The sequence below is a fragment of the Saccharospirillum sp. genome (assembly GCF_040881935.1).
Classification (GTDB): domain Bacteria; phylum Pseudomonadota; class Gammaproteobacteria; order Pseudomonadales; family Natronospirillaceae; genus Saccharospirillum.
In genome coordinates, this window is the sequence record NZ_JBBECH010000053.1 from 46,721 (window position 1) to 68,490 (window position 21,770).

Genomic DNA, 21,770 nt, shown 5'->3' on the forward strand with positions numbered 1-21,770 from the left:
AATACTACGAGGCTTCAATGGCATCTCTGAATTGGCTAGATGAAAAGACAAGGAATGGTGAAACCCCCCCGGAAGCTGGCTGGCAAGTGCTTGTAGTAGACGACGAACCCGAAGTTCATGCAGTCACGCGCCTCGCATTGCGCCGCTTCACCTTCGAAGACCGCCCACTCATCGTCCACACGGCATCCAGCGCGCATGAAGCCCTCGCCATCGTCCACGAATTGGGTGAAGACCTCGCCATGGCCATCATAGACGTAGTGATGGAAACCGACCGCGCCGGTCTCGACCTGGTAAAAGCCATACGCGAAGAAGTCGGCAACCATCTCACCCGCCTCGTGCTGCGCACTGGCCAGCCAGGCAGCGCCCCGGAAACCGATGTGGTCCGCGATTACGACATCAACGACTACAAAGAAAAAACCGAACTCACCGCCCAGAAATTCCAGACCATGATGTACGGCGGCCTGCGCAACTACCGGGATTTGCAGTTAATGAGGGAAAGCGCTTCACACAAAACGCATTAGGTTTCCCGTCGGTTGCACTGAACGTTTCCTGTGCCTTGTCCGGATAACAGGCCTACACCACAGCGGGTACGGACCCTTAACACAAAAGCACACCCAACCCACTCACTAATAGTCATCCGCGCCCTGAATTGACAACTTGTTGGCCTGATCCGACAGGTGTTCCGAATCAGATTCCTGATCCAGTTTGATCATCAGTCGCAGGTCATTGGCTGAATCTGCGTAGCCAAGGGCGTCTTCATAGGTGATTTCACCGCGTGAATAGGCTTTAAACAACGCCTGGTCAAAGGTTTGCATGCCCTGCTCGGTCGATTTTGACATAAGATCTTTAAGCAAATGTACCTCGCCCTTGCGAATGTGATCGGACACCAGCGGCGTGTTGATCAGTACCTCGATGATCGCCTTGCGACCATGGCCATCGGGCGTTGGAATCAGTTGCTGGGCAACAATGCCTTTCAGGTTCATCGACATGTCCATCCATAACTGTCGTTGGCGCTCGGTCGGGAAGAAGTGCATGATCCGGTCCAGCGCCTGGTTGGCGTTGTTGGCGTGCAACGTTGCCAGGCAGAGGTGCCCGGTTTCGGCAAAGGCCAGGGCGTAATCCATGGTTTCCCTGGTACGCACCTCACCGATCATGATCACATCCGGCGCCTGGCGCAGGGTATTTTTCAGGGCCACTTCAAAACTGTCGGTATCGATACCCACTTCGCGCTGGGTCACGATACAACCCTCATGATGGTGAATAAATTCGATAGGGTCTTCGATGGAAATGATATGCCCGCGTGAGTTGCGGTTACGATGGCCAATCATCGCAGCCAGGCTGGTTGACTTGCCGGTACCGGTAGCACCGACAAAGATCACCAGACCCCGCTTGGTCATCGCCAATTTCTTGATGACATCCGGCAGACCCAGATCGTCGACCCGTGGAATCTGCGTTTCAATGCGCCGCAGCACCATGCCCGCCAGATTACGCTGGTGAAAGGCACTGACCCGGAAACGGCCAATACCCCGTGCTGAAATGGCAAAGTTGCACTCCTGGGTATCGGCAAATTCGATGCGCTGCTTATCGGTCATGACCGACACCACCAGTTCACGCGTTTTCTCCGGGCTGAGAGGATTCTTGGTTACATGCACCACCTGGCCATTCACCTTCATGCTGGGTGGTACACCGGCGGTAATGAACAGGTCAGAAGCCCCTTTTTCAACCATCAGACGCAATAAACGATCAAATTCCATACTCAATCCTGTTGTGGTTCGGCGACATCAAATTAAAAGTTCTCCGGCTGTTTGGCTTTTCCACGCGCCATCTCACGGCTTATCATTCCTTTCTCCACCAAATTCTTCAGGCATTGATCCAGCGTTTGCATGCCAAGTTGCGCCCCGGTCTGAATGGCAGAATACATCTGCGCCACCTTGTCTTCACGAATCAGGTTCCGGATCGCGGGTGTACCGATCATAATCTCATGAGCCGCCACCCGGCCACCGCCATTCCTTTTAAGCAGCGTCTGGGATACCACCGCCTGCAAGGATTCAGACAGCATCGACCGCACCATGGATTTCTCATCAGCCGGAAAAACGTCGACAACCCGGTCAATGGTCTTGGCGGCCGAGGTGGTGTGCAGCGTGCCGAACACCAGATGGCCGGTTTCGGCGGCAGTCAGTGCCAGGCGAATGGTTTCCAGGTCACGCAGCTCGCCGACCAGAATAATATCCGGGTCTTCTCGCAGCGCCGAACGCAAGGCATCCGAAAAGCCAAGGGTATCACGGTGCACTTCGCGCTGGTTGACCAGGCATTTCTTGGATTCATGCACGAATTCGATCGGGTCTTCGATAGTCAGAATGTGTTCGTACTTGGTTTCGTTGATGTAATTGATCATCGCCGCCAGCGTCGTCGACTTGCCCGACCCGGTCGGCCCGGTCACCAGGCAAATGCCCCGGGGGACCATGGAAATATCCTTGAACACCTGGCCCATGCCCAGGTCGTCCATGGTCAGCACCTTGGAGGGAATGGTCCGGAATACCCCACCGGCACCCCGGTTCTGGTTAAAGGCATTAACCCGGAAGCGAGCCACACCGGGTATTTCGAAAGAGAAGTCGGTTTCCAGAAACTCCTCATAGTCCTTGCGCTGCTTGTCGTTCATAATATCGTAAATCAGCGAATGGACTTCTTTGTGCGACATGGAGGGCAGGTTAATACGACGAATATCACCATCGACCCGGATCATCGGTGGCAATCCCGCTGACAGGTGCAAATCGGATGCGTTCTGCTTGGCGCTGAACGCCAGCAATTCTGTAATGTCCATGAGACTCCTCACTGCCAGTCTGTCATAGTGGCCGGATTGGCGCTCCGGGCGCACACTTATTCAAGGCCGAGCGGTTATCGGGGCAGACAATGCTGCCACATTAACCCGCCCGGGCGCGCTTGCCAGGCCATAAGATACATTATTCAGACGGTGCCAAAATAGGTATGCTGTCGGCTTTTGAGACTCAGCCTTCAAAATGACGCTGTCGAGCTCGACATCCGTCCGCCGGGCTGGTCTGTAATCAGTGTAACCGAACGTCGGTTTTTTGCGAGCCCGGACGCAGGCAGGTGCCCGCCAAAGCCCGATTCAGCCCGAGGACACCATGACCGCCACCAACGCCACCTCCTTCAGTGACCGTCTTGCCGATGTGAACGCCCGCATTGCGGCCGCCTGCAACCGGAGCGGCCGCTCCCCGAAAGAGATAACCCTGGTCGCGGTCAGCAAAACCTGGCCACTGGCCGACCTGGAAACGGCGGTAGCCGCCGGGGCGCGGGATCTGGGTGAAAATTATGTGCAGGAGGCGGTCGACAAAATTACCCAATGGCAGGGACCAGCACCGATCTGGCACTTTATCGGCCCGCTACAAAGCAATAAGACCCGTCAGGTCGCCGAGCTGTTTGACTGGGTGCACAGCGTCGACCGCCTGAAGATCGCGCGGCGCCTGAGCGAGCAGCGCCCGGCCGAAAAGGGGCCGCTGTCAGTCTGCATTCAGGTCAATATCAGCAACGACCCGGCCAAGGCAGGCGTGGCGCCGGCCGATGTCGAGCATCTCCTGGCCGATATGAGCGGGCTCGACAATCTGACCGTGACCGGCTTAATGGCCATTCCGGCGCTGGATCTCGACGACATCACCTTGCGCCAGCAATACAGCGAATTGAAAACACTGCGCGACACCCTTATTACTACCTATCCGGACTGCAAATCGCTGTCGATGGGCATGAGCGGTGATTTCGAATTGGCCATCGAAAACGGGGCGACGCATGTGCGGGTGGGCAGTGCATTGTTTGGGCAACGTCACTACTCTGCGCAAAGCTGACGTTGATCGGCTTCTATATGTAAACTGGATACGACAAGGAGACACCCATGCAACAGCAGCCCATCATCGGATTCATTGGTGCCGGTAACATGGCCGGCGCCATCATCGACGGCATGCTGGCCAGCGGTTACCCGGCTGATCGTATCTGGGTATGCGATCGCAACGCGCCCAAGCGCGATGCCTTCGCCGCCAAAGGCCTGCAGGCCACCGATGACAACAATGCGCTGATCGAAACCTGCGAAGCGGTCGTACTGGCGGTGAAACCGCAGGCTCTAAAACAGGTTCTGGAACCACTGCGCGATGCCTTCCAGGCGAGTAAACCGCTGGTGGTCAGCGTAGCGGCCAGTGTGACCGCCGAAGCGATCGACCGCTGGCTCGGCGGAGGCTTTGCCATCATTCGCACCATGCCCAACACACCCTCGCTGGTGATGACAGGGGCAACCGGCCTGTTTGCCAATGCGGCGGTCGAAGCCAGCGAGCGCAGTGCCATCGAAGCCATATTCAGCGCTATCGGGGTGGCTGTTTGGGTCACCGAAGAAGACGACCTGCACAGCGTAACCGCCACCAGCGGCAGCGCGCCGGCCTATTTCTTCCGCTTTATGGAAGCCATGCAAAAAGCCGCCGAAGAGGCCGGGCTGGATGCAACTACAGCGCAGCAACTGATCGTTCAAACCGCCATGGGCGCCGCCCGTATGGTTGAGCAAACCGGTGAAACACCGGCACAATTGCGCCAGAAAGTCTGTTCACCCAAGGGCACCACCGAACAGGCCATTTTCAGCTTCGAGCACGACGATATCGACGCCATCGTGGCCCGGGCCATGCAGGCCTGCATGGACCGGTCGCGGGTGCTGTCTAAAGAACTGGCAAAATAGCTAAATCACTAAACTCAAGTTTCAGAGTTTGCAATGAACAACAGGCATCGCCCTCTCGCACAGGGTATGATTAACACAGACTCATCACAGGAGTGTCCGAATGCTCGGCCCGCTGATTGTACTTATTCTGAAAACGGCCTTTGGTATTTTACTGATAGCCCTGGTTGCCCGCTTTCTGGCGCAGATCGCCCGGGCCGATGTCCGTAACCCGCTGGCCATGACCGTGTTGCAGATCACCGACCCGGTACTGAAACCCATGCGTCGTATCATTCCCGGTATTGGTGGGCTGGATATCGCCTCTCTGGTGTGCATCTGGATTGGCCAGTTTATCCTGGGCGCACTGATTATCCTCGCCATGGGCGTGAACCCGATGGCGCTGGGTGGCCAACTGGTCGTCTGGTCGCTGCTCGGCGTTGCCGGCATTCTGCTGACCGTGCTGCAATGGAGCATGATCATCGTCGCCATCGGCAGCTGGATCTCCATGGGCCAGCAAAACCCGTTGCTCGGCTTTCTGAGCCAACTTGTAGAACCTTTCGTTGGCCCGTTCCGGCGCCTGAACCTGAACATTGGCATGCTCGACCTGTCGTACATCATCGCCTTTCTGGTGCTGATCATCCTGCGCGATTTTATTCTGGGGGGCATGATCATGCCCCAGACCGGCTATTCCACCATTGGTGGCATTAGCCCGATTCTGGGGCTCTAAACAACGTATCAACACCAACTCAAGCGCCTAGTTACCGACCGGCCGCTCTGGCCGGTCTCCCGGGAAGTCATAGATGCCAACAGACATACCTGCCGACAGCGTCGGGCTGATTCAGCCGCAGTCGGCCTTTTTTGACGAAGCACTCCCGCTGCGCAGCGGGCGCAGCCTGTCGGATTACACCCTGGTGTACGAGACCTACGGCACCCTGAACGCCGATGCCTCCAACGCTATTCTGATCTGCCATGCGCTGAGCGGGCATCACCATGCCGCCGGTTACCACAGCCTTGAAGACCGCAAGCCGGGCTGGTGGGATGCCTGCATCGGGCCCGGCAAGGCGATCGATACTAATCGTTATTTTGTGGTCAGCCTGAACAACCTGGGCGGCTGTCACGGCTCCACCGGCCCGATGAGTCAGGACCCGGAGACCGGCCGCCCCTATGGCCCCGACTTTCCAATCATGGCGGTGCGCGACTGGGTCAAAAGCCAGGCCCGCCTGGCCAATCGCCTCGGCATAGAATGCTGGCATGCGGTCATTGGCGGCAGCCTAGGTGGCATGCAGGCACTGCGCTGGTCGATCGACTACCCGGACCGGCTGAAAGGTTGCGCCGTCATTGCCGCGGCGCCGAAACTGAGCGCCCAGAACATCGCCTTCAACGAAGTGGCGCGCCAGGCCATTGTCAGCGACCCGGATTTCCACCAGGGCCGTTATTTCGACCACGATACACGGCCAAAACGCGGCCTGATGCTGGCGCGGATGCTTGGGCATATCACCTATTTATCCGACAGCAGTATGCGCGAGAAATTCGGGCGCGACCTGCGCACCGGCAAACTGAACTTCAACTTTGATGCTGATTTCGAAGTCGAGTCTTACCTGCGCCACCAGGGCGAAAACTTCTCGGACCAGTTCGATGCCAACACCTACCTGCTGATGACCAAGTCGCTGGATTACTTCGACCCCGCCGGCGACTACGAAGGTGACCTGGCCCGCTGTCTGAGCCAGGCTCACTGCCGTTTTCTAGTGGCCTCGTTCAGCACCGACTGGCGCTTCGCACCGGAACGCAGCGAGGAACTGGTACGCGCCCTAACTAGAGCCCGCCGCCAGGTCAGCTACCTGGAAATCGACGCGCCTCAGGGCCACGACGCCTTCCTGTTCCCGATTCCTGAATACGTAGCGTTGCTTGAGGGCTTTCTCGGCTCACTGGCCAACGGAGGGACCGCCTGATGCGCCCGGATCTGGACTACATAGAACGCTGGGTCACCAACGGCAGCCACGTGCTTGACCTGGGTTGCGGCGATGGCAGCCTGCTGGCCCTGCTACGCCAGCGCAAACAAGTCACCGGTTACGGCATGGAGATCGATACCCAGAACATTCTGGCCTGCGTACGCCAGGGTGTAGACGTGATCCATCAGGATCTGAACGAAGGCCTGGATGACATCGACGACCAGAGCTTCGACACCGTAATCATGACCCAGTCGCTGCAGCAGACGCACAAGCCGGACCGCATTGTTGAAGACATGTTGCGCATCGGCAAGCAGGCCATTGTCACCTTCCCCAACTTCGGCCACTGGACGGTGCGCTCCTACCTTGCGTTGCGCGGGCGCATGCCGGTCTCGGAAAACCTGCCGTACACCTGGTATGACACACCCAACATTCACTTCTTCACCTTTCGCGACTTCGAGGTGTTATGTCGGGAGCGAAACATTAAAATACTGGAACGCACGGTGGTGGACCGCAACCATCAGGCCAACTGGAAAATCAATCTCATGCCCAACTTGCTGGGCGAAATCGCGCTCTACCATATAACACGGTGACCCCATGATAGTCAGATACAGCACCGCCTTTATACTGGGCCTGATGCTGCTGTTCAGCACCGCCCAGGCCGACCAGAAAGTCACCTTCAATGGTTACGAACTGCATTACATCGCGCTCAACAGCACCATGCTGACGCCGGAAATTGCCGGGCAATACGGCTTGGTCCGCTCCGGTCAGCGGGCGCTACTGAACCTGTCGGTACTGGAACAACGGCGCAACGACGTTGCAGTACCGGTTCCGAATGCCGAGGTTAGGGTACGGGTGCGCAACCTACTGGGGCAAAGCAATCGGCTGGAAATGCGTGTGATCGAAGAACAAAACGCCCGGTATTTTATTGGCTCGGTGTCCTTCGATGACCGCGAAGTGCTCTGGTTCGACATCGTCGTCAGCATTCCCGGCGAACGCGATTTTGAATTCAGCTTCAGCCAGGAACTCTGGGAGGAAGACGCATGAGCCAGTGGGTCCTCGCATCCGGCAATGCCGGCAAACTGGCTGAATTCAGCCGCCTGCTCGAACCGCTTTCTATTAACGTTCGCCCCCAGGGAGAATTCGGCGTCAGCGATGCCGATGAGACCGGTCTGAGCTTCATCGAAAATGCCATTCTCAAGGCGCGCCATGCAGCAGCGGCCACCGGCCTGCCAGCTCTGGCCGATGATTCAGGTGTAGTGGTCGATGCCCTGAACGGTGAGCCCGGCATTTACAGTGCCCGTTTCTCGGCCCGGGCCGGAGGTGAATCCGGCGACAGCGCCAACATCGATTATTTATTAACCCGGCTGGAGGGTGTGCCGGACGTTGAACGCAGTGCTCACTATTACTGCCTGCTGGCCTTCGTTCGCCATGCCAACGACCCGACACCACTGATTGCCGAGGGCCGCTGGGACGGCCGTATCCTTACCGAACGCGTGGGTACCGGTGGCTTCGGCTATGACCCGGTGTTTTACCTGCCAGAACAAGACTGCACCGCCGCCCAAATGGAATCGACGCTGAAAAACCGCCTGTCGCATCGCGGCCAGGCCATAGCCGCTTTTATGCCCCGGCTGCAAGCTTTGCTGGCGCAATGACTGAAATCAAAGTACCGCTAAGCGCTCTGCCTCCCTTGTCAGCCTACGTGCATGTGCCCTGGTGCGTGCGCAAATGCCCCTACTGCGATTTTAACTCGCACGCGCTGGATCCAAACCAGATTCCCGAAGCAGACTATCTGGCCCGTTTATTTGAAGATCTGGAACAGGATGCTCCGCTGGCCCAGGGTCGGCCATTGCGCAGTGTTTTCTTCGGTGGCGGAACGCCCAGCCTGCTGTCACCTTCAGCCATTGGCCGGATTCTTACTGCACTGGACCGCCGCATCGGCTTCGGCCCTGACTGTGAAATCACCCTGGAGGCCAACCCGGGCACCGTCGATGAATCGCATTTTCGCGGTTTTCGGGATGCTGGGGTTAACCGCCTGTCGATTGGCATCCAGAGCTTCAACGATGTCCATCTGCAACGCCTTGGCCGTATTCATGATCGCCATCAAGCCCTCCATGCGGGCGACCGGGCCCGGGCAGCCGGCTTCGACAATTTCAACCTGGATCTGATGCACGGCCTGCCCGACCAGACCGAAGCCGATGCCCTGGCCGATCTGGACCAGGCCATCGCCCTGGACCCAAGCCACCTGAGCTGGTATCAGCTGACCATCGAACCGAACACCGAGTTCTACCGAAAGCCGCCGGTACTGCCCGAAGACGATACCCTCTGGGCCATTCAGGAAGCTGGCCAGGCAAAGCTGGCCGCCGCCGGCTTCGCCCAATACGAAGTCTCGGCCTATGCCCGCCCCGGCAAACGCTGCCAGCACAACCTGAACTATTGGGGCTATGGCGACTACCTCGGCATCGGCCCCGGTGCCCATGGCAAGCTCACCCGCACCGACCCGTTCGACATTGTTCGCACCCGCAAAACGCGATTACCGAAAGACTATTTGAACCGCGACCGGTTACTGATTCGCCACGAAGAAAGAGTGGCCGTTGAAGACCGGCCGTTTGATTATTTCATCAACACCCTGCGCCTGGTTGAAGGCCGCCCGGCCGAGGAATTCAGCCCGGCTACCGGTGTCGCCTGGTCCGCTATTGAGCCCACCCTGGTTCGATTGCGTGACACGGGCATGCTGGAATGGGAGCACGGCTCATTGCGCACAACCGACCAGGGTTTCCTATACTTGAATGACCTACTGGCGCATTGGCTGACATGACTCGACTGCTATTTACCGTCTTGCTCTACACCCTGACGCCTGCCCTGCTGCTGCGTCTGTGGCTGCGCGGGCGAAAGCTGCCGGGTTACCGCCAGCGCTGGCGCGAGCGTTTCGGGCATTGGCCGACCATGCCGGAGGGCGCGCTCTGGCTGCACAGCGTCAGTGTGGGGGAGACCATTGCCGCCCGGCCCTTTGTCGAACGCTGGCTGGCCCGCCACCCCGACATTCCGGTGATTGTGACCACCATGACCCCCACCGGTAGCGATACCGTAAAAGCCCTGTTTGGCGACAAAGTCCACCATGCCTACCTGCCCTGGGATTATCCGCATGTTTACCGGCGACTGATGCCCCGGCTGAAGCCCAAAGCGCTGGTCATCATGGAAACCGAACTCTGGCCCAACCTGATCAACGCCTGCGACCAGAACCGGGTGCCGGTATTTCTGGTCAACGGCCGTTTGTCTGAACGCTCGGCCCGGGGCTACCGCCAGTTCAGCGCCCTGACGCAGCCCATGCTACAACAGATGACCGGCATTGCAGCCCAGCACTGGCCCGACGCAGAACGATTTCAGGAACTGGGCGTGGCAGCGGAAAACATTGAAGTCACCGGGTCGATCAAGTTCGATTTGAGCATTTCCAGCAAGCTGACCGGCGACATCGCCGCCTTCGCACGCGGTATAAAGGGTCGGCCGGTTTGGGTTGCAGCCAGCACCCATGGCGGCGAAGAGGAAGGCCTGCTCGAAGTGCACCGGCGCATCACCACCATGCTGCCAAACGCCCTGATGATTCTGGTACCGCGCCACCCAGACCGTTTCGAGGCCGTTGCCGATATCGTCGCTGCCTCCGGACTGAGTTACAGCCGCCGCAGCCAGCGCAGCCAACCGCGTGAAGACGACACAGTCTACCTGGCCGACTCTCTGGGCGAACTGATGGTTTTCTTTGGCGCCGCCCAAGTCGCGGTAATGGGCAATACCTTCAACGGCGGTGGCGGCCACAACCCCATTGAACCCGCGGCACTGAGCAAGCCAGTATTGGTCGGGCCCAGCTACACCAACTTTCAGTCGATCATCAGCGCCATGCAAAAAGACCAGGGCATCATCGTGACCGACTCGCTCGAAGCACTGGAAGAACGTTTGCTCGGTTTGCTGAAATCCCGGGATCTGCGCGACACCTTCGGCCAGCGCGCCTATGCGTTCTACCAGCACCAACAGGGTGCCCTGCAGCGTCTGGAGCAATGGCTTGACCGTCAGCTCCACCTGGTCGATCCGGGCATCGACCCGTCGCGCCGCGCTTTGCCACCAAAGATCAGTTCGGATCGGTAAATCTAGAATTACCGGCATCCTAAGCTCAATTTTCGGAGGATTCCCTTGGTGGTTGTGGGCCGCGTCGGCGACCGGTGGCACCTCAGCGGGGTCGGCGTAAATCCATCCCTGGAGCCTGGACCGCATGATATGAATCCCCTCCATGGGATTCACCCTTCGGGCTCGCTGCGCTCATGCTAAAACGCTCCAAGCGTTTTAGTCCATGCTGCGGACCTCCCCGCCGAGGTGCCACCGGTCGCCGACGCTGATCCTTTGTCCGTACCAAAAGCCGTGGTCGCCCGATTCCTATACGCAAAAAAACCCGGCTCAATGGCCGGGTTGCAGGGTGTTGCATGGCGTTAGCCGGATCGGTCAGAAGTTAATGGTTACCGACTGATTAGCAACTACACTGGCATTTTGAGGATCAATAAAGGTAAGGGTGTCAGCCCCTTCCGGGTCATCCTGAGCCGCTCCACAGGTGAAGGCGGCTGTATAATCACCCTCAGTCAAAAAGGCAACCTTGTAGTCAAATTTGGTTACGCCAGAATCATCGGTATCCACCAGCGCTGTAACTATGGGCTCAACCCCGTTACCACCGACATCACCTGGGGTGACATTCTCGCCTTCATATACGTAAACAGCACCACTGCAGTCTGCTGTGAGCGTGTTCGAATCAACGGGCCCGGCAATCGAGCCCACCTGAGTGTTGTCAACCAGGCGCAACGCCGGTCTAAGCTTGTAGAAACCCGTGCCGTCTTCTTCCACAACCGATTTACGCAGGTCAAAGTCGATGGTAAAGGCGACACTGCCGTTTACCGGCACCGTAAAGCCCTGTACCAGTTTCAGGCCGGTCTCATCCCCACTCGGAACATAAAGGTCATAATCACTACCATCATCAAGAAGAATATTGGAGCCACCCGCTTCCTTGGTAGCATCCACACGCAGACTGATCCATTGATAGTCTCCGGCTGGCAGCCACTCGTCATCCAGCAAAGACGCCGTAGCACCTCCCTGATAATCGAGCAGGTTGATGGATCTGGGCTCATCGTAGGTGATCTCTATCAGATTGCCTCGGGCTGAGTGGATATCAACGCCGTCAAAGACCACGTTGACTTCCAGCGCCGAATCGACAGGGGCATCGGTTATATCCAGCGACATGGTTCCGGAGCTGTCGGTGTTGCAGCCGGCCAGAGCGAGGGCTGCTACGCTCATGGCTGCTATGGTTTTGATCGGCCCTGTGGTGAATTGCCGTTGTTTCTGACGCAGTGTCATAATGGGTCACTCCTCGCTTTCGGATAGGTATCAGTAGCAGGCAAGGCGCCTGCTGTTCGACACCGTCAATGTAGCGAAACGGGCGGCCGGCTGTGTCTGGCAAACGTATGCCAAATGTCTGGAAGCGTTGAGTTTGTCATCAAATCCGGTTCATCATGGCGTCATTATTCCGAGGTTAACGATGCTGCTTTCCCTATTCACCCGCATTTACCTGACGGTTCTGCTGACGCTGGTGCTCACCTCTGTCAGCGTGATGCTGGTGCTGCACCAGATCAACCAGCACCGCTTCGCCGATTACACCGCAGAGCGGGTTCACGCCTTTGCGACTCTGCTTGAGATCAATTCCAGGGCCGTTCCCGACGAGCGCCTGACCGGCTGGCTCGCCATTCTGTCGCGACTGACCGGTGCCGACTGGCGCATGGCCACCAGTGAGCAGCAACCCGCACTGGACAGTCAGTGGTGGTCGCAGAGCGCCCGGGTGGTGCTGGCAACCGGCCGAGAATCGGCACCGCTGATCGAAGCACAGGTAACCGACTGGGACGAACTGCTGGTTGGCACTGGCTTGCTGATGGTCAATGCGCTGTCTCTGGTACCCACAGCCGAGCGTAACCCGCGGCTGCAAGCGCTGGTTACCGCCGCGGGTCTGCCCGCTTCACCGGTGTCGGTCAGCCGCGAGTCACTCGGGTTTTTGCAACAGCGTCAACTGGAGCAGGGCCAGGCGGTCATTAGCAGCCAGAACCGGCCATTCACCGCGCCTCAGCACCAGATATACATCCCCATGGGCCAGGGTAACGCCCTTAAGCTGGGGCCCGTCGCACCCTTTATCTGGCTGACACCACTAGGGCTGCTGATGCTGACCGGTGTCGTGCTGCCTGCCGTCGGCGTGGTCATCTACGGCGCGCTGGTGCCTTTACAGCGGCGCATGCGCCGGATGATAAAAGCGGTCGATGCTATCGAGCACACGCCGTCCAGCGTTGCGGTTCCCGAACACCCCGCCGATGAACTGGGCACCATGGGTCAGCACGTCAACCGCATGGCGGCTCGACTGGTCCGCTTTGCCCAGCGCAACCGGGAGATCAACCAAGCCGTGTCACACGACCTGAAAACCCCACTGGCCCAATTCAAGTTTGCGCTGGAACTGCTGAAGCCGGAATCGCGCCAGGCCTACGCGGTTGGCAAGATGCACCAGTCTGTCGGCGAGATGGAATCGCTGATTGAGGAACTGCTGCTCTACCACAGTCTGGCTGATCAACCCGCCAGTGACAGCAGCCAGGTCACCGACCTGGCCAGCCTGGTCCCTGCGGTTCTGGACAGCCTGCCCAATCCGGCTGGTCTGGCGTGCAGGCTGGAACTGGCCCGGGGCCCACTCAGGGTCGCCGGGGAAGAACGCCTGCTGCGCCGCCTGTTCGGCAACTTGCTGGCGAACGCCTTTAACTATGGCCATGGCCAGGTCACGCTCAGTGTCCGGCGTGGCGCGCAAGGCCGGTTTGACATTGCCATTGAAGACGACGGCCCCGGCATACCCGCCGCCGAAAGAGAGCGTGTGTTCGAGCCCTTCTACCGGCTCGACCAAACCCGCGAAGCTGGCCATCGGGGCCACGGGCTGGGCCTGGCGATCAGCCGTGACATCGTCACCAACCTGAACGGCACCCTGAATATCGCGGCCAGCGCCAGCGGTGGCTGCCGGGTCGTGTTGCAGCTGCCACAAGCCTTACAAAGCCAGACAAATAATGAACACCACGCAGCGCAAGATGCGTTAAAGTAAGCGCAGTTACTGACCTCACAGGTGAAACATGCGTTACTGGCTAATGACTGTCCTGACCGCCCTGGCTAGCCTGGCCAGCGCAGAAGAAAGCGCCGAACGCTGGGATAACTGGGACCAGTTACCGGAAGATGTGCTGGAATTGGGTGGCGCAACCAGCGCCGAGCAGTTGTCACAACGGCTCGACAGCCTGATTCAGCAGAATCCGGACTCAGCGGAAATAGACCGCCTGCTTGAGCTCTGGCTGGAACAGGCCACGACCTTGAGTGGCGGGAAGGCCGTACCGCTGCAATCGCTGATTGAGCTGACGATCCCGGGTGAACCCGGGCTGTCCGGCCCGGCCCGAAGTGAACGGCGGGAACGCTTGCAACAATTGCAGCAGTTGTTGCAGGGGCTTCCGGCGGATGGTCAGGACGATTCCGGCGGCTCCCAATACTGGTAGCCGCTCGCCGGTTGGTTTACCCTCCCAACCCTGACAACGTGCCCGGCCCCTTCAAACCCCGATTCAACAGTGACTCATGAGCCCAGCAACGATACCACCGACTCAACCATCGTGTTTAGCCATGGTCCGCGCATTCGCGCTTTTTGTGCTGTGCGGGCACTCGCTGACTGTCTGGGCTGACCAGGCACCCAGCCTCGAACAGGCCCTGGCGGAAAGAGACCGCGGCCGGGTTTTTAACGCCCTGGACATGCTCGACCACCTGCGTCGGGATACCCCCGGGTCGGCCCGGTTGCAGGTAGAAACCGCTGTGCTGTACATCCAGCTTAAACGCTACGCCAGCGCCAACCAAATACTGAGCGAGGTGTTGACGGATGCCGGGTTACCGGCCCGGGTACGTGTCAATGTGCAGTTACTGCAGTTGAAAGCCAGGCGTCTGCTGCGTAACCAGCAGGACAGCGCCCTGAGTCTGCAAGTTGAAGCCGGCGCTGCTTATTCCCGTGGCCAAAACCAGTCACTGCCACTGTTCGACACCCAGCTTGGGGTGCTGCACCGTAGCCGGCTGCCCGCCGCGAACCTGTTTGGCTACCCGCTGTTCAGCCAGTGGGTCAAGCAGGCGCAGGTCTCATTCGTTAACTCCCCGGACGCCGCTATCAGCGACCTGAGCGCCACGCTCACCACAGGGCTGGAGCTGGATCTGTTTGCTTATCGCCTGGTACCGGCGCTGGACGCCCGGTTCACTGAAGCGGGCGCGGAGCCGGGTTTGAACCTGACCGCCAAATGGCGACCGGCCCACGCATTCAACCTTTCCGGCTACCTGTCACAACGCTGGCTGGCCAGTGGCGGCAGCGAAAACCTTGGCGAGGCTGGCATCGACCTGTTCAATGACCAGCCGGTGCGACTGTCATTCAACTACCGTTACCGCTTCACTGCGGGTGATGAACCTTCAGCGACCACTCATCGTCTCGGCTCGGAACTGAGCCTGCACGATGCCGGACAGTGGGTTTTGGGTGCGTCCCACAAGCTCGATGGTCCCGCCGCCGAGGCGAGAACAGCCGCCTACCTGCACCGGGAACATCCGCTGAGCCGTGGCTTTGACCTTCTCGCGGAGCTGCGTTACGAGCACTACGACAACAACGATGCCACCGGTTACGGCCGCCTGGGGGTACGATGGCGGAAATAGACGGTTACGCCCATATTCTTCTGGTCGAAGACAACGCCAGTCTGGCTGAACTGACCCAGCACTATTTGCAGGAGTCCGGCTACCGGGTGGTTGTAATCAGCGATGGCGAGGCGGCGCGGCGCTACATTGTGGAACAACAGCCTGATTTAACCGTGCTGGACATTATGCTGCCCAGTCTGGACGGCCTAGCGGTATGCCGGCAGGTACGATCCGACTACAAGAACCCCATTATCATCCTGACCGCCAAAAATGACCCCCTCGACGAAATACTGGGGCTTGAGATTGGCGCCGACGACTATCTGGCCAAGCCGGTAGATCCCAAATTACTGCTGAGCCGAATCCGCGCCAACCTGAGACGAGCCCGGGAATTCAATCAGGCCATTTCTTCTCAAGCATCCATAAACGGCGCCACCCCGACCAAGTCGCCCGCTCTGTCAGTGGACCGGCGTAATCGCGTTGCCCTCTGCCGGGGAAACAGCCTTGATTTAACCGGCCCGGAATTTGATTTGCTGGCCCTTCTTCATTCCCAACCAGGTCATGTATTTTCCAGAGATGAAATCACCCATGCGCTGCGGGGAATAGAGTACGACGGCCAGAGTCGCGTCATCGACATGCTGATCTCTTCTCTACGCAGCAAGTTACCGTTACAAGACCCTATAAAAACGGTACGCAACAAAGGCTACTTGCTGGTTGAGGAGCACTTGCTAACACCCGAAGATTAAAAGTAATACAGAAAATGGCCGCTAAACAGCGGCCTTTTCATTGATGATTCGGGATCAGATCAGTTCAACATCAGAGGCCTGGGGGCCTTTCTGACCATCGGTAATCGTGAACTGCACTTCCTGGCCTTCTGCCAGGGTACGGAACCCGTCGCCCTTGATGGCACTGAAGTGCACGAACACGTCTTTGCCGCCTTCCACTTCAATAAAGCCAAAGCCTTTGGATTCGTTGAACCACTTCACCTTGCCGGTTTGTGTCGACATGTCGTTCTCCTGCTTCAGTTGCGATTGTAAATAGCCTGCGTCGAGCCGGTTTTGCCCGGCCAACGCCGCCGGGTAAAGATCATAACGTCTACTTACGCGCAACCTGTTCAGGAACTGCTTGTCTGTACTGTCGTTGACGAATTGAGCGATCAATTCTGTCCGGTCAGCACACGGTGCATAGCGTCTAACTGGCCTTGCTTATAAGTATTGCGAAAATCTTTAACACCTTTACTTTAGCCCAGGACTTCCGTATGTAAAGTACTTTTTAAGCCGATTTTTCCGGGGTTTTCATGATGTTGAAACCATCCCGAGAGAAGCCTTCAGGCTTCTTTCCGGCGTAACAATCGCCCCGCATTTTGAGCGCTCATTCACATTCCTGATGGCAACAGATACTTCAAAGCCCGGTTCAAGATGGTGAACGCAGACAGCCGGGAAAGCAGCCTGTTACAATTACTGCCTTGCGAGTCCCGCCTTGCCTTGTTAATAAAGGCCTAGGAACGGACGCTGTGGTGCGCCGCCGGGCAAAGCACCCTGACCTTTTTACACACCAATGGAGCCTTACATGAAAGGAATGATGACACGTTTACTACTGGCCCTGACTGTGGCCGTAGCCAGCGTAAGCAGTGCCTATGCTTTTAATCTGTTTGGATTGTTTTCCTCAGATCAGTCCGATAACTCAATGGAGAACCTGCTCAGCCAGACCCCGGCAGACACTGCCCTGTTCATAGGCTGGCATAACACGACTGAAGGCCTGGATATCATGGATTCCTGGGCTCTCGCCAACCAGTCGGACATCACCGAACTGCAAACCTTGCTGGCAGACATGGGCAGTGACGACAGCCCCATGCTCAGACTGACCGAGGTATTGCTGGCAGACTACCTCGCCACAGCGACCAGCGGTTACAGCGAGTTGCTAACGCATTATGGCTTGCCAGCCGAAGGCGCCGGTGCGCTGTATCTGCATGGCGCCATGCCTGTGGCCCGTTTTGCACTGGAAGACCCCGAAGCCTTCAATGCCGTATTGAATCAGGCCATTCTTGAATCCGGCGCGGCCCCAATTTTGAAGCAGATTGAGGGCGTGGAAGTACGCACCTGGCAACTGACCCCCGAAGGCGATGCCGAAAGTGTCGATCTAGCCATCGCGATCGACCAGGGGGTTGCGACCATCACCCTGTTCAACCATACCGATACCAATGCATTGCAGGCCGAACGGCTGGGCTTGGTGGATATTTCCGACTCACTCGCCGAGCAAGGCGATTGGGACGCACTGGGCGAACAGTACGCCTACGATGAAACCTTCCGGGGCTATATCGACCTCGATGGCGTGGCCGCAACGCTGCTGACCGGCACGAAGAGCCGTCTGCGACGTGATCTGGAAGCCCTGATGCCTGACGAAATCGAACGTATGGACACCTACCTGGCTGAAAGCCAGTGCGGCCCCGAAGGCTATGCACTGGCCCGGCAAGTGCCCCGCTTTGCCTTTGGCAGCGAAAACATTTCAGCCACGCCCGATACCCTGTCGCAACAGATCGGCATGATTCTGGAGCTGACCAACACCGATCTAACCAGTCAGCTCTCGCGTTTACCCGGCAGCCTGCCAGCCTATGCGACCGATGGCAGCGACAAGCTACTGGCCTTCGCACTGGGTTTGGACGTTAACGCCCTGGCGCCGGTAGCCACGGCTCTGTGGTCACAACTGACCGGGGCCGAATACAAGTGCCAGGCACTGGCCGATGCGGTAGCACCGCTGCGCCAGAACAACCCGGCGATGCTGGGTATGGCAACAGCCATGGCCCAGGGCGTTAAAGGCTTGGGTGCAGCGGTATACGGAATCGAAGCTGACGACAACAGCCCGTATGGCCTGGTCGGGTCTGCGCTGGTAACCCTGAGTGCCGATAACCCCAGCGTACTGGCCGGCCTGATCAGTTCTAGCATTCCTGGCATGGCCGGTGTGACCATTCCGGAAGATGGCACGGCTGTTCAGGTCCCACTGCCCATGGTGCCACAACCAGTGTTCGCCGCGATCAAGGGCAAGCACCTGGTGGTTTACACAGGCGATACGGCCAAAGCACCGGCCGATGCAATGGCCAGCGAGCCACTCAATACCCGCGGCAGCACCGCCATTGCCTTTAATTACGAACGTTTCGGCGAGGCTGCTCTGGTGGCAATGGAATCGCCCATGGTTGCCAGCAATGCACAAGGTATGGCGATGGCCACTGGCAGTTGTGTGGAGGCCTACGCCGGCATTCTGCAAGCCGCAGCCCTGCCACTGGAAGGCAGCTACCGGGATACCTACACCGACCGTGGCTGGGAAGCCAAGTTCGATGTCACTCTGGGCAAAATGACGACAGATTTCAGCGTGCCAACAGGCACTTATCAGTCTGAAACACTGGACGTCGATTGCACCTGGTACGACTCTGGTGTTGAAACCATCAATGCGAACGGGACCGGCCAGTTCACCGAAATGGACGAAACCGGCCAGTGCGAGCTGTACCAGGCCAACTACACCTGGACACAGGACGGCAATATGATGGAACAAACCACCACTGAGCTGCGCTCGCGGAATACCTGCGAGGCTGACTGGGAAGAACAGCCTGAAGAAACCTTCAACTGTGCTCTTCTTGGCAACCACAATGGCTTCCATTATTGCCAGTATGGCACCGGTATGGACGCCTATCTGGTGCGCTACGTCCAGTAACTAGCCGCTTTGAACTGCTAAAAACCGGTGCCAGGCACCGGTTTTTTTATGGCTGTCGCTTCAGAGTTCGGTCGGCTGTGGGGCTCTGGTCCGCAACGGTTACCCACACCTCCTGTTGACAAGCCTGTGCACTGACCCCGGGGAAACCGGCGCGCACCCCAACCGGCTACTGGTTTTCAAAATACGTTAAAAAAAAACAGTTAGTCTATTGGCCCAAGTCACGAAAACGTCACATTAGCCCATTATCCTGCGCCCTTTTCCTTTATCGGTTGCTCGGGAGCACACCATGACCCTACTTGCATCACCTGCCTTACCTGCCACCAAGAGCAACTTGGTGGGACTTCTGTGGACGCTTCTGGCTGTAACGCTGGTAACCGCGGTACTTTATGGCCAGTGGGAGCGCTTGCTGGAAACCCTGACCGGTACGGTCATCGTTGCGACCGACATCGATACCGATACCCAATGGCGCGCCGACCGCACCTACCGCCTGGACACCGACATTTTTGTTCACAACGATGCGGTGTTGCGCATTGAACCCGGCTCCCTGGTCAAAGGTCGGCCGGGGTCATCACTGGTGGTAGCCCGGGGCAGCCAACTGATCGCCGAAGGCACGCGGACAGCGCCCATTGTCTTTACCAGCGCGCAACCGGTCGGCCAGCGTGATCGTGGTGACTGGGGTGGCGTAGTGTTACTCGGCGATGATAAAACCAATGAAGCCTTTGCCCGCGTAGAAGGCGTAGACGGGCGCGACATTCGCGGCCACTTTGGGGGCCAGGTCAGTAACGGCAGCTGCGGTTCCTTGCGTTACGTGCGCATCGAGTATGCGGGCTATGAAGCCTTTGTCGATAACGAGCTGAATGGCCTGACCGTCGCCGGTTGTGGCCCGCAAACCACTCTCGACTACTTGCAAATTCACAAGGCACTCGATGATGGCATCGAATTTTTTGGCGGTTCGGCTAACGTAAGCCATCTGCTGATCACCGGCGCCCGCGATGACAGTCTCGACTGGGATATTGGCTGGAATGGCAAAGTGCAGTTCCTGATTGCCCAGCAACACCCGGGTGCAGGTGAACGCGGCTTCGAAGGCGACAACTCTCCCGAACGCGACCATGCACGGCCACGTTCTGCGCCCCAGCTCAGCAACATCACCCTGGTCGGCACCGACCCCAGGCATACCGCCATGGTGCTGCGCAGCGGGACCGCTGGACAGTTCAGTCGCATCCTGATATCAGGCTACGGTAACAACCCGGTTGATCTGCGCGACCCACTCACTGAAGGCCTGATCCGCCAGCAGTCTCTGGGTTTCAGTCATCTGGTCATTGATGGCAACAATGCTGGCGGCGCGCGCTGGCTACCGGAAAATGGCGAGCAGGATAACGATGCGGGTTTCGCCGAGCCGGACTATTTCAGCACCATCAGTCAGACCACCCCTGGGGTATTGAGCGCACAGGCCAGCAACGTTGTAGCGCCAGATTTCAGACCACGCCAGGCAACTGGCCATTCGACGGACTGGCCAGACAATGACCCCTTCTGGGACCAAACTGCAACCTACGCCGGCGCCGTTGATCCGGCCACCGCGAGCCCCTGGTACCTCGGCTGGACCGAATTCAGCGAGCATTAGGGAGAGTCTCCGGCCTTCGCCACCAGCAACGACGCCAATGCCCAGGCTGGTCAATTCGGCGACAACACCGATGGCAACTACTCGAATGAGGGCGACATCGCCGGCCAGGGCAACAATCAGATGCTGTGTGCCGACCCGGCGGTTTATGGCGCCTCACTCTGCTGGAAGTAGGCGTCGTGTCAGGGTAAATCAAACACCAGCGCTTCTGCGCTTGCATCACCGGTCAGCGTTATCGACCGGTCATCGAGGGCAATACCATCTCCCGGGTTCAGGATATGGCCCGCCACCTCAATCTGCCCGCTGACGTTGTGCACATACAGCTGTTGCCCCTGAGGCACCAGAGTCCACTCAGCGTTGCTGCGATCGCTACTGCCCAGGTAACGCCACAAACGGGCATCCGAATGCACCTGCATTGCACCGGGTTCTTCGGGATGCAAAATCGCCGTGCCACCTGGGCGGCGGGCAAAGGCTCGCTGTTCATAACGGGGCGTTACCTGCTTGGCATTGGGCAGCAGCCAGATCTGCAGAAAGTGCAGTGGCTGCGTATCGGAGGCATTGTATTCGCTGTGCATAACGCCGGTGCCCGCGCTCATAATCTGAAAATCACCGGCCGGAATCCGTTTGATATTGCCCATGCTGTCGCGGTGTTCGATCTCGCCTTCCAGTACGTAGGACAGTATTTCCATATCACGGTGACCGTGGGCACCAAAGCCCGCCCCCGGATCAACCCGGTCGTCATTGATGACGCGCAACACCGAGACGCCCATGTGATTCGGGTCGTAATAATTGCCAAACGAAAATGAGTGGTGACTGTCGAGCCAGCCAAACTGGGCACGACCCCGTTCGGTTGCAGGTCTAACGTAAGCCATGGGGATTCTCCTCACTGTTTGGCATAGGCTAAACCGGGGTTGACCATGCGCATAGCGAGGGTTTCTGCAGTGACTGCTCAAAAAAACTGAACAGCTGTTTGACGCCTTGCCAGGCCCAGGTCTCGGTCGGCTCAACCGAATCGTTGAATCAGTTGAGCAAAGACCTGTTGCATTCA

At 58.2% G+C, this 21,770-nt stretch carries 21 protein-coding genes; 16 read left to right on the plus strand and 5 right to left on the minus strand.

Annotated features, from left to right (window positions below; all coding sequences use genetic code 11):
- The first annotated feature begins 17 nt into the window (after positions 1-17).
- Entirely contained in the window at positions 18-521 is a 504-nt protein-coding gene (locus WEB54_RS09310) for a response regulator (RefSeq protein WP_368055239.1), read from the plus strand.
- Positions 522-626: 105 nt separating this feature from the next.
- On the opposite strand, the gene WEB54_RS09315 is transcribed toward WEB54_RS09310, so the two are convergent.
- Together WEB54_RS09315 and WEB54_RS09320 are read right to left on the minus strand one after the other, a co-directional pair.
- A complete protein-coding gene (locus WEB54_RS09315; protein ID WP_368054063.1) occupies positions 627-1,754 on the minus strand; it encodes a PilT/PilU family type 4a pilus ATPase in 1,128 nt (375 codons plus the stop codon).
- A gap of 32 nt (positions 1,755-1,786) precedes the next feature.
- Complete coding sequence (locus WEB54_RS09320; protein WP_368054065.1) at positions 1,787-2,821, minus strand: type IV pilus twitching motility protein PilT; 1,035 nt, start codon at positions 2,819-2,821, stop codon at positions 1,787-1,789.
- Positions 2,822-3,143: 322 nt separating this feature from the next.
- Here WEB54_RS09320 and WEB54_RS09325 point away from each other — a divergent pair, with 322 nt between their 5' ends.
- The 9 genes from WEB54_RS09325 to waaA all read left to right on the plus strand — a co-directional run bounded on the left by WEB54_RS09325 (position 3,144) and on the right by waaA (position 10,788).
- Complete coding sequence (locus tag WEB54_RS09325) at positions 3,144-3,857, plus strand: YggS family pyridoxal phosphate-dependent enzyme (RefSeq protein ID WP_368054067.1); 714 nt, start codon at positions 3,144-3,146, stop codon at positions 3,855-3,857.
- Between the two features lie 47 nt (positions 3,858-3,904).
- Entirely contained in the window at positions 3,905-4,729 is an 825-nt protein-coding gene (gene proC, locus WEB54_RS09330) for a pyrroline-5-carboxylate reductase (RefSeq protein ID WP_368054069.1), read from the plus strand.
- A gap of 100 nt (positions 4,730-4,829) precedes the next feature.
- A complete protein-coding gene (locus WEB54_RS09335; protein WP_368054071.1) occupies positions 4,830-5,432 on the plus strand; it encodes a YggT family protein in 603 nt (200 codons plus the stop codon).
- Positions 5,433-5,505: 73 nt separating this feature from the next.
- Entirely contained in the window at positions 5,506-6,654 is a 1,149-nt protein-coding gene (locus WEB54_RS09340) for a homoserine O-acetyltransferase (protein ID WP_368054073.1), read from the plus strand.
- Positions 6,654-7,244 (plus strand): methionine biosynthesis protein MetW, encoded by a 591-nt coding sequence (gene metW, locus WEB54_RS09345; RefSeq protein ID WP_368054075.1) that lies wholly within the window; start codon positions 6,654-6,656, stop codon positions 7,242-7,244. The genes WEB54_RS09340 and metW overlap by 1 nt, the downstream gene beginning before the upstream one ends.
- Before the next feature lie 4 nt (positions 7,245-7,248).
- Positions 7,249-7,698 carry a DUF4426 domain-containing protein gene (locus tag WEB54_RS09350; protein ID WP_368054077.1) on the plus strand — a complete coding sequence of 150 codons (450 nt, stop codon included), beginning with the start codon at positions 7,249-7,251 and terminating at the stop codon, positions 7,696-7,698.
- The gene (gene rdgB, locus WEB54_RS09355) at positions 7,695-8,306 is read left to right on the plus strand and encodes an RdgB/HAM1 family non-canonical purine NTP pyrophosphatase (RefSeq protein WP_368054079.1); all 612 of its coding nucleotides are present in this window, start codon (positions 7,695-7,697) and stop codon (positions 8,304-8,306) included. Before WEB54_RS09350 ends, rdgB begins: the two co-directional genes overlap by 4 nt.
- Positions 8,303-9,469: a radical SAM family heme chaperone HemW gene (hemW, locus tag WEB54_RS09360; RefSeq protein WP_368054081.1), complete on the plus strand. Its 1,167-nt coding sequence runs from the start codon at positions 8,303-8,305 to the stop codon at positions 9,467-9,469. Before rdgB ends, hemW begins: the two co-directional genes overlap by 4 nt.
- Positions 9,466-10,788: a lipid IV(A) 3-deoxy-D-manno-octulosonic acid transferase gene (waaA, locus tag WEB54_RS09365; RefSeq protein WP_368054083.1), complete on the plus strand. Its 1,323-nt coding sequence runs from the start codon at positions 9,466-9,468 to the stop codon at positions 10,786-10,788. The genes hemW and waaA overlap by 4 nt, the downstream gene beginning before the upstream one ends.
- 351 nt (positions 10,789-11,139) lie before the next feature.
- Here waaA and WEB54_RS09370 read toward each other — a convergent pair whose 3' ends face one another.
- Positions 11,140-12,039: a DUF4382 domain-containing protein gene (locus WEB54_RS09370; RefSeq protein WP_368054085.1), complete on the minus strand. Its 900-nt coding sequence runs from the start codon at positions 12,037-12,039 to the stop codon at positions 11,140-11,142.
- 181 nt (positions 12,040-12,220) lie between these two features.
- Between WEB54_RS09370 and WEB54_RS09375 the strand changes: the two genes are divergently transcribed.
- The 4 genes from WEB54_RS09375 (at position 12,221) to WEB54_RS09390 (ending at position 16,145) form a co-directional block, all read left to right on the plus strand.
- Positions 12,221-13,804 carry an ATP-binding protein gene (locus WEB54_RS09375; RefSeq protein WP_368055243.1) on the plus strand — a complete coding sequence of 528 codons (1,584 nt, stop codon included), beginning with the start codon at positions 12,221-12,223 and terminating at the stop codon, positions 13,802-13,804.
- Positions 13,805-13,832: 28 nt separating this feature from the next.
- Positions 13,833-14,243 carry a hypothetical protein gene (locus tag WEB54_RS09380; RefSeq protein ID WP_368054089.1) on the plus strand — a complete coding sequence of 137 codons (411 nt, stop codon included), beginning with the start codon at positions 13,833-13,835 and terminating at the stop codon, positions 14,241-14,243.
- Between the two features lie 121 nt (positions 14,244-14,364).
- Positions 14,365-15,423, plus strand: a complete 1,059-nt coding sequence (locus WEB54_RS09385; RefSeq protein ID WP_368055245.1) for a hypothetical protein — start codon at positions 14,365-14,367, stop codon at positions 15,421-15,423.
- Positions 15,411-16,145 (plus strand): response regulator transcription factor, encoded by a 735-nt coding sequence (locus WEB54_RS09390; RefSeq protein ID WP_368054093.1) that lies wholly within the window; start codon positions 15,411-15,413, stop codon positions 16,143-16,145. Before WEB54_RS09385 ends, WEB54_RS09390 begins: the two co-directional genes overlap by 13 nt.
- A 54-nt stretch (positions 16,146-16,199) precedes the next feature.
- Here the strand turns inward: WEB54_RS09390 and WEB54_RS09395 are convergent, their stop codons facing one another.
- Positions 16,200-16,406 carry a cold-shock protein gene (locus tag WEB54_RS09395; RefSeq protein ID WP_368054109.1) on the minus strand — a complete coding sequence of 69 codons (207 nt, stop codon included), beginning with the start codon at positions 16,404-16,406 and terminating at the stop codon, positions 16,200-16,202.
- Positions 16,407-16,968: 562 nt separating this feature from the next.
- On the opposite strand from WEB54_RS09395, the gene WEB54_RS09400 reads away from it, so the two are divergent.
- Together WEB54_RS09400 and WEB54_RS09405 are read left to right on the plus strand one after the other, a co-directional pair.
- Positions 16,969-19,104 (plus strand): hypothetical protein, encoded by a 2,136-nt coding sequence (locus WEB54_RS09400; protein ID WP_368055247.1) that lies wholly within the window; start codon positions 16,969-16,971, stop codon positions 19,102-19,104.
- A gap of 286 nt (positions 19,105-19,390) precedes the next feature.
- The gene (locus tag WEB54_RS09405) at positions 19,391-20,725 is read left to right on the plus strand and encodes a hypothetical protein (protein ID WP_368054097.1); all 1,335 of its coding nucleotides are present in this window, start codon (positions 19,391-19,393) and stop codon (positions 20,723-20,725) included.
- 179 nt (positions 20,726-20,904) lie between these two features.
- Here the strand turns inward: WEB54_RS09405 and WEB54_RS09410 are convergent, their stop codons facing one another.
- The gene (locus WEB54_RS09410) at positions 20,905-21,594 is read right to left on the minus strand and encodes a pirin family protein (protein WP_368055249.1); all 690 of its coding nucleotides are present in this window, start codon (positions 21,592-21,594) and stop codon (positions 20,905-20,907) included.
- Positions 21,595-21,770: the final 176 nt, after the last annotated feature.

Coding starts and splice junctions, on each gene's coding strand:
- WEB54_RS09310 (WP_368055239.1), top strand. CDS start 18: ATGGCATCTCTGAATTGGCTAGATGAAAAGACAAGGAATGGTGAAACC.
- WEB54_RS09315 (WP_368054063.1), bottom strand. CDS start 1,754: ATGGAATTTGATCGTTTATTGCGTCTGATGGTTGAAAAAGGGGCTTCT.
- WEB54_RS09320 (WP_368054065.1), bottom strand. CDS start 2,821: ATGGACATTACAGAATTGCTGGCGTTCAGCGCCAAGCAGAACGCATCC.
- WEB54_RS09325 (WP_368054067.1), top strand. CDS start 3,144: ATGACCGCCACCAACGCCACCTCCTTCAGTGACCGTCTTGCCGATGTG.
- proC (WP_368054069.1), top strand. CDS start 3,905: ATGCAACAGCAGCCCATCATCGGATTCATTGGTGCCGGTAACATGGCC.
- WEB54_RS09335 (WP_368054071.1), top strand. CDS start 4,830: ATGCTCGGCCCGCTGATTGTACTTATTCTGAAAACGGCCTTTGGTATT.
- WEB54_RS09340 (WP_368054073.1), top strand. CDS start 5,506: ATGCCAACAGACATACCTGCCGACAGCGTCGGGCTGATTCAGCCGCAG.
- metW (WP_368054075.1), top strand. CDS start 6,654: ATGCGCCCGGATCTGGACTACATAGAACGCTGGGTCACCAACGGCAGC.
- WEB54_RS09350 (WP_368054077.1), top strand. CDS start 7,249: ATGATAGTCAGATACAGCACCGCCTTTATACTGGGCCTGATGCTGCTG.
- rdgB (WP_368054079.1), top strand. CDS start 7,695: ATGAGCCAGTGGGTCCTCGCATCCGGCAATGCCGGCAAACTGGCTGAA.
- hemW (WP_368054081.1), top strand. CDS start 8,303: ATGACTGAAATCAAAGTACCGCTAAGCGCTCTGCCTCCCTTGTCAGCC.
- waaA (WP_368054083.1), top strand. CDS start 9,466: ATGACTCGACTGCTATTTACCGTCTTGCTCTACACCCTGACGCCTGCC.
- WEB54_RS09370 (WP_368054085.1), bottom strand. CDS start 12,039: ATGACACTGCGTCAGAAACAACGGCAATTCACCACAGGGCCGATCAAA.
- WEB54_RS09375 (WP_368055243.1), top strand. CDS start 12,221: ATGCTGCTTTCCCTATTCACCCGCATTTACCTGACGGTTCTGCTGACG.
- WEB54_RS09380 (WP_368054089.1), top strand. CDS start 13,833: ATGCGTTACTGGCTAATGACTGTCCTGACCGCCCTGGCTAGCCTGGCC.
- WEB54_RS09385 (WP_368055245.1), top strand. CDS start 14,365: ATGGTCCGCGCATTCGCGCTTTTTGTGCTGTGCGGGCACTCGCTGACT.
- WEB54_RS09390 (WP_368054093.1), top strand. CDS start 15,411: ATGGCGGAAATAGACGGTTACGCCCATATTCTTCTGGTCGAAGACAAC.
- WEB54_RS09395 (WP_368054109.1), bottom strand. CDS start 16,406: ATGTCGACACAAACCGGCAAGGTGAAGTGGTTCAACGAATCCAAAGGC.
- WEB54_RS09400 (WP_368055247.1), top strand. CDS start 16,969: ATGAAAGGAATGATGACACGTTTACTACTGGCCCTGACTGTGGCCGTA.
- WEB54_RS09405 (WP_368054097.1), top strand. CDS start 19,391: ATGACCCTACTTGCATCACCTGCCTTACCTGCCACCAAGAGCAACTTG.
- WEB54_RS09410 (WP_368055249.1), bottom strand. CDS start 21,594: ATGGCTTACGTTAGACCTGCAACCGAACGGGGTCGTGCCCAGTTTGGC.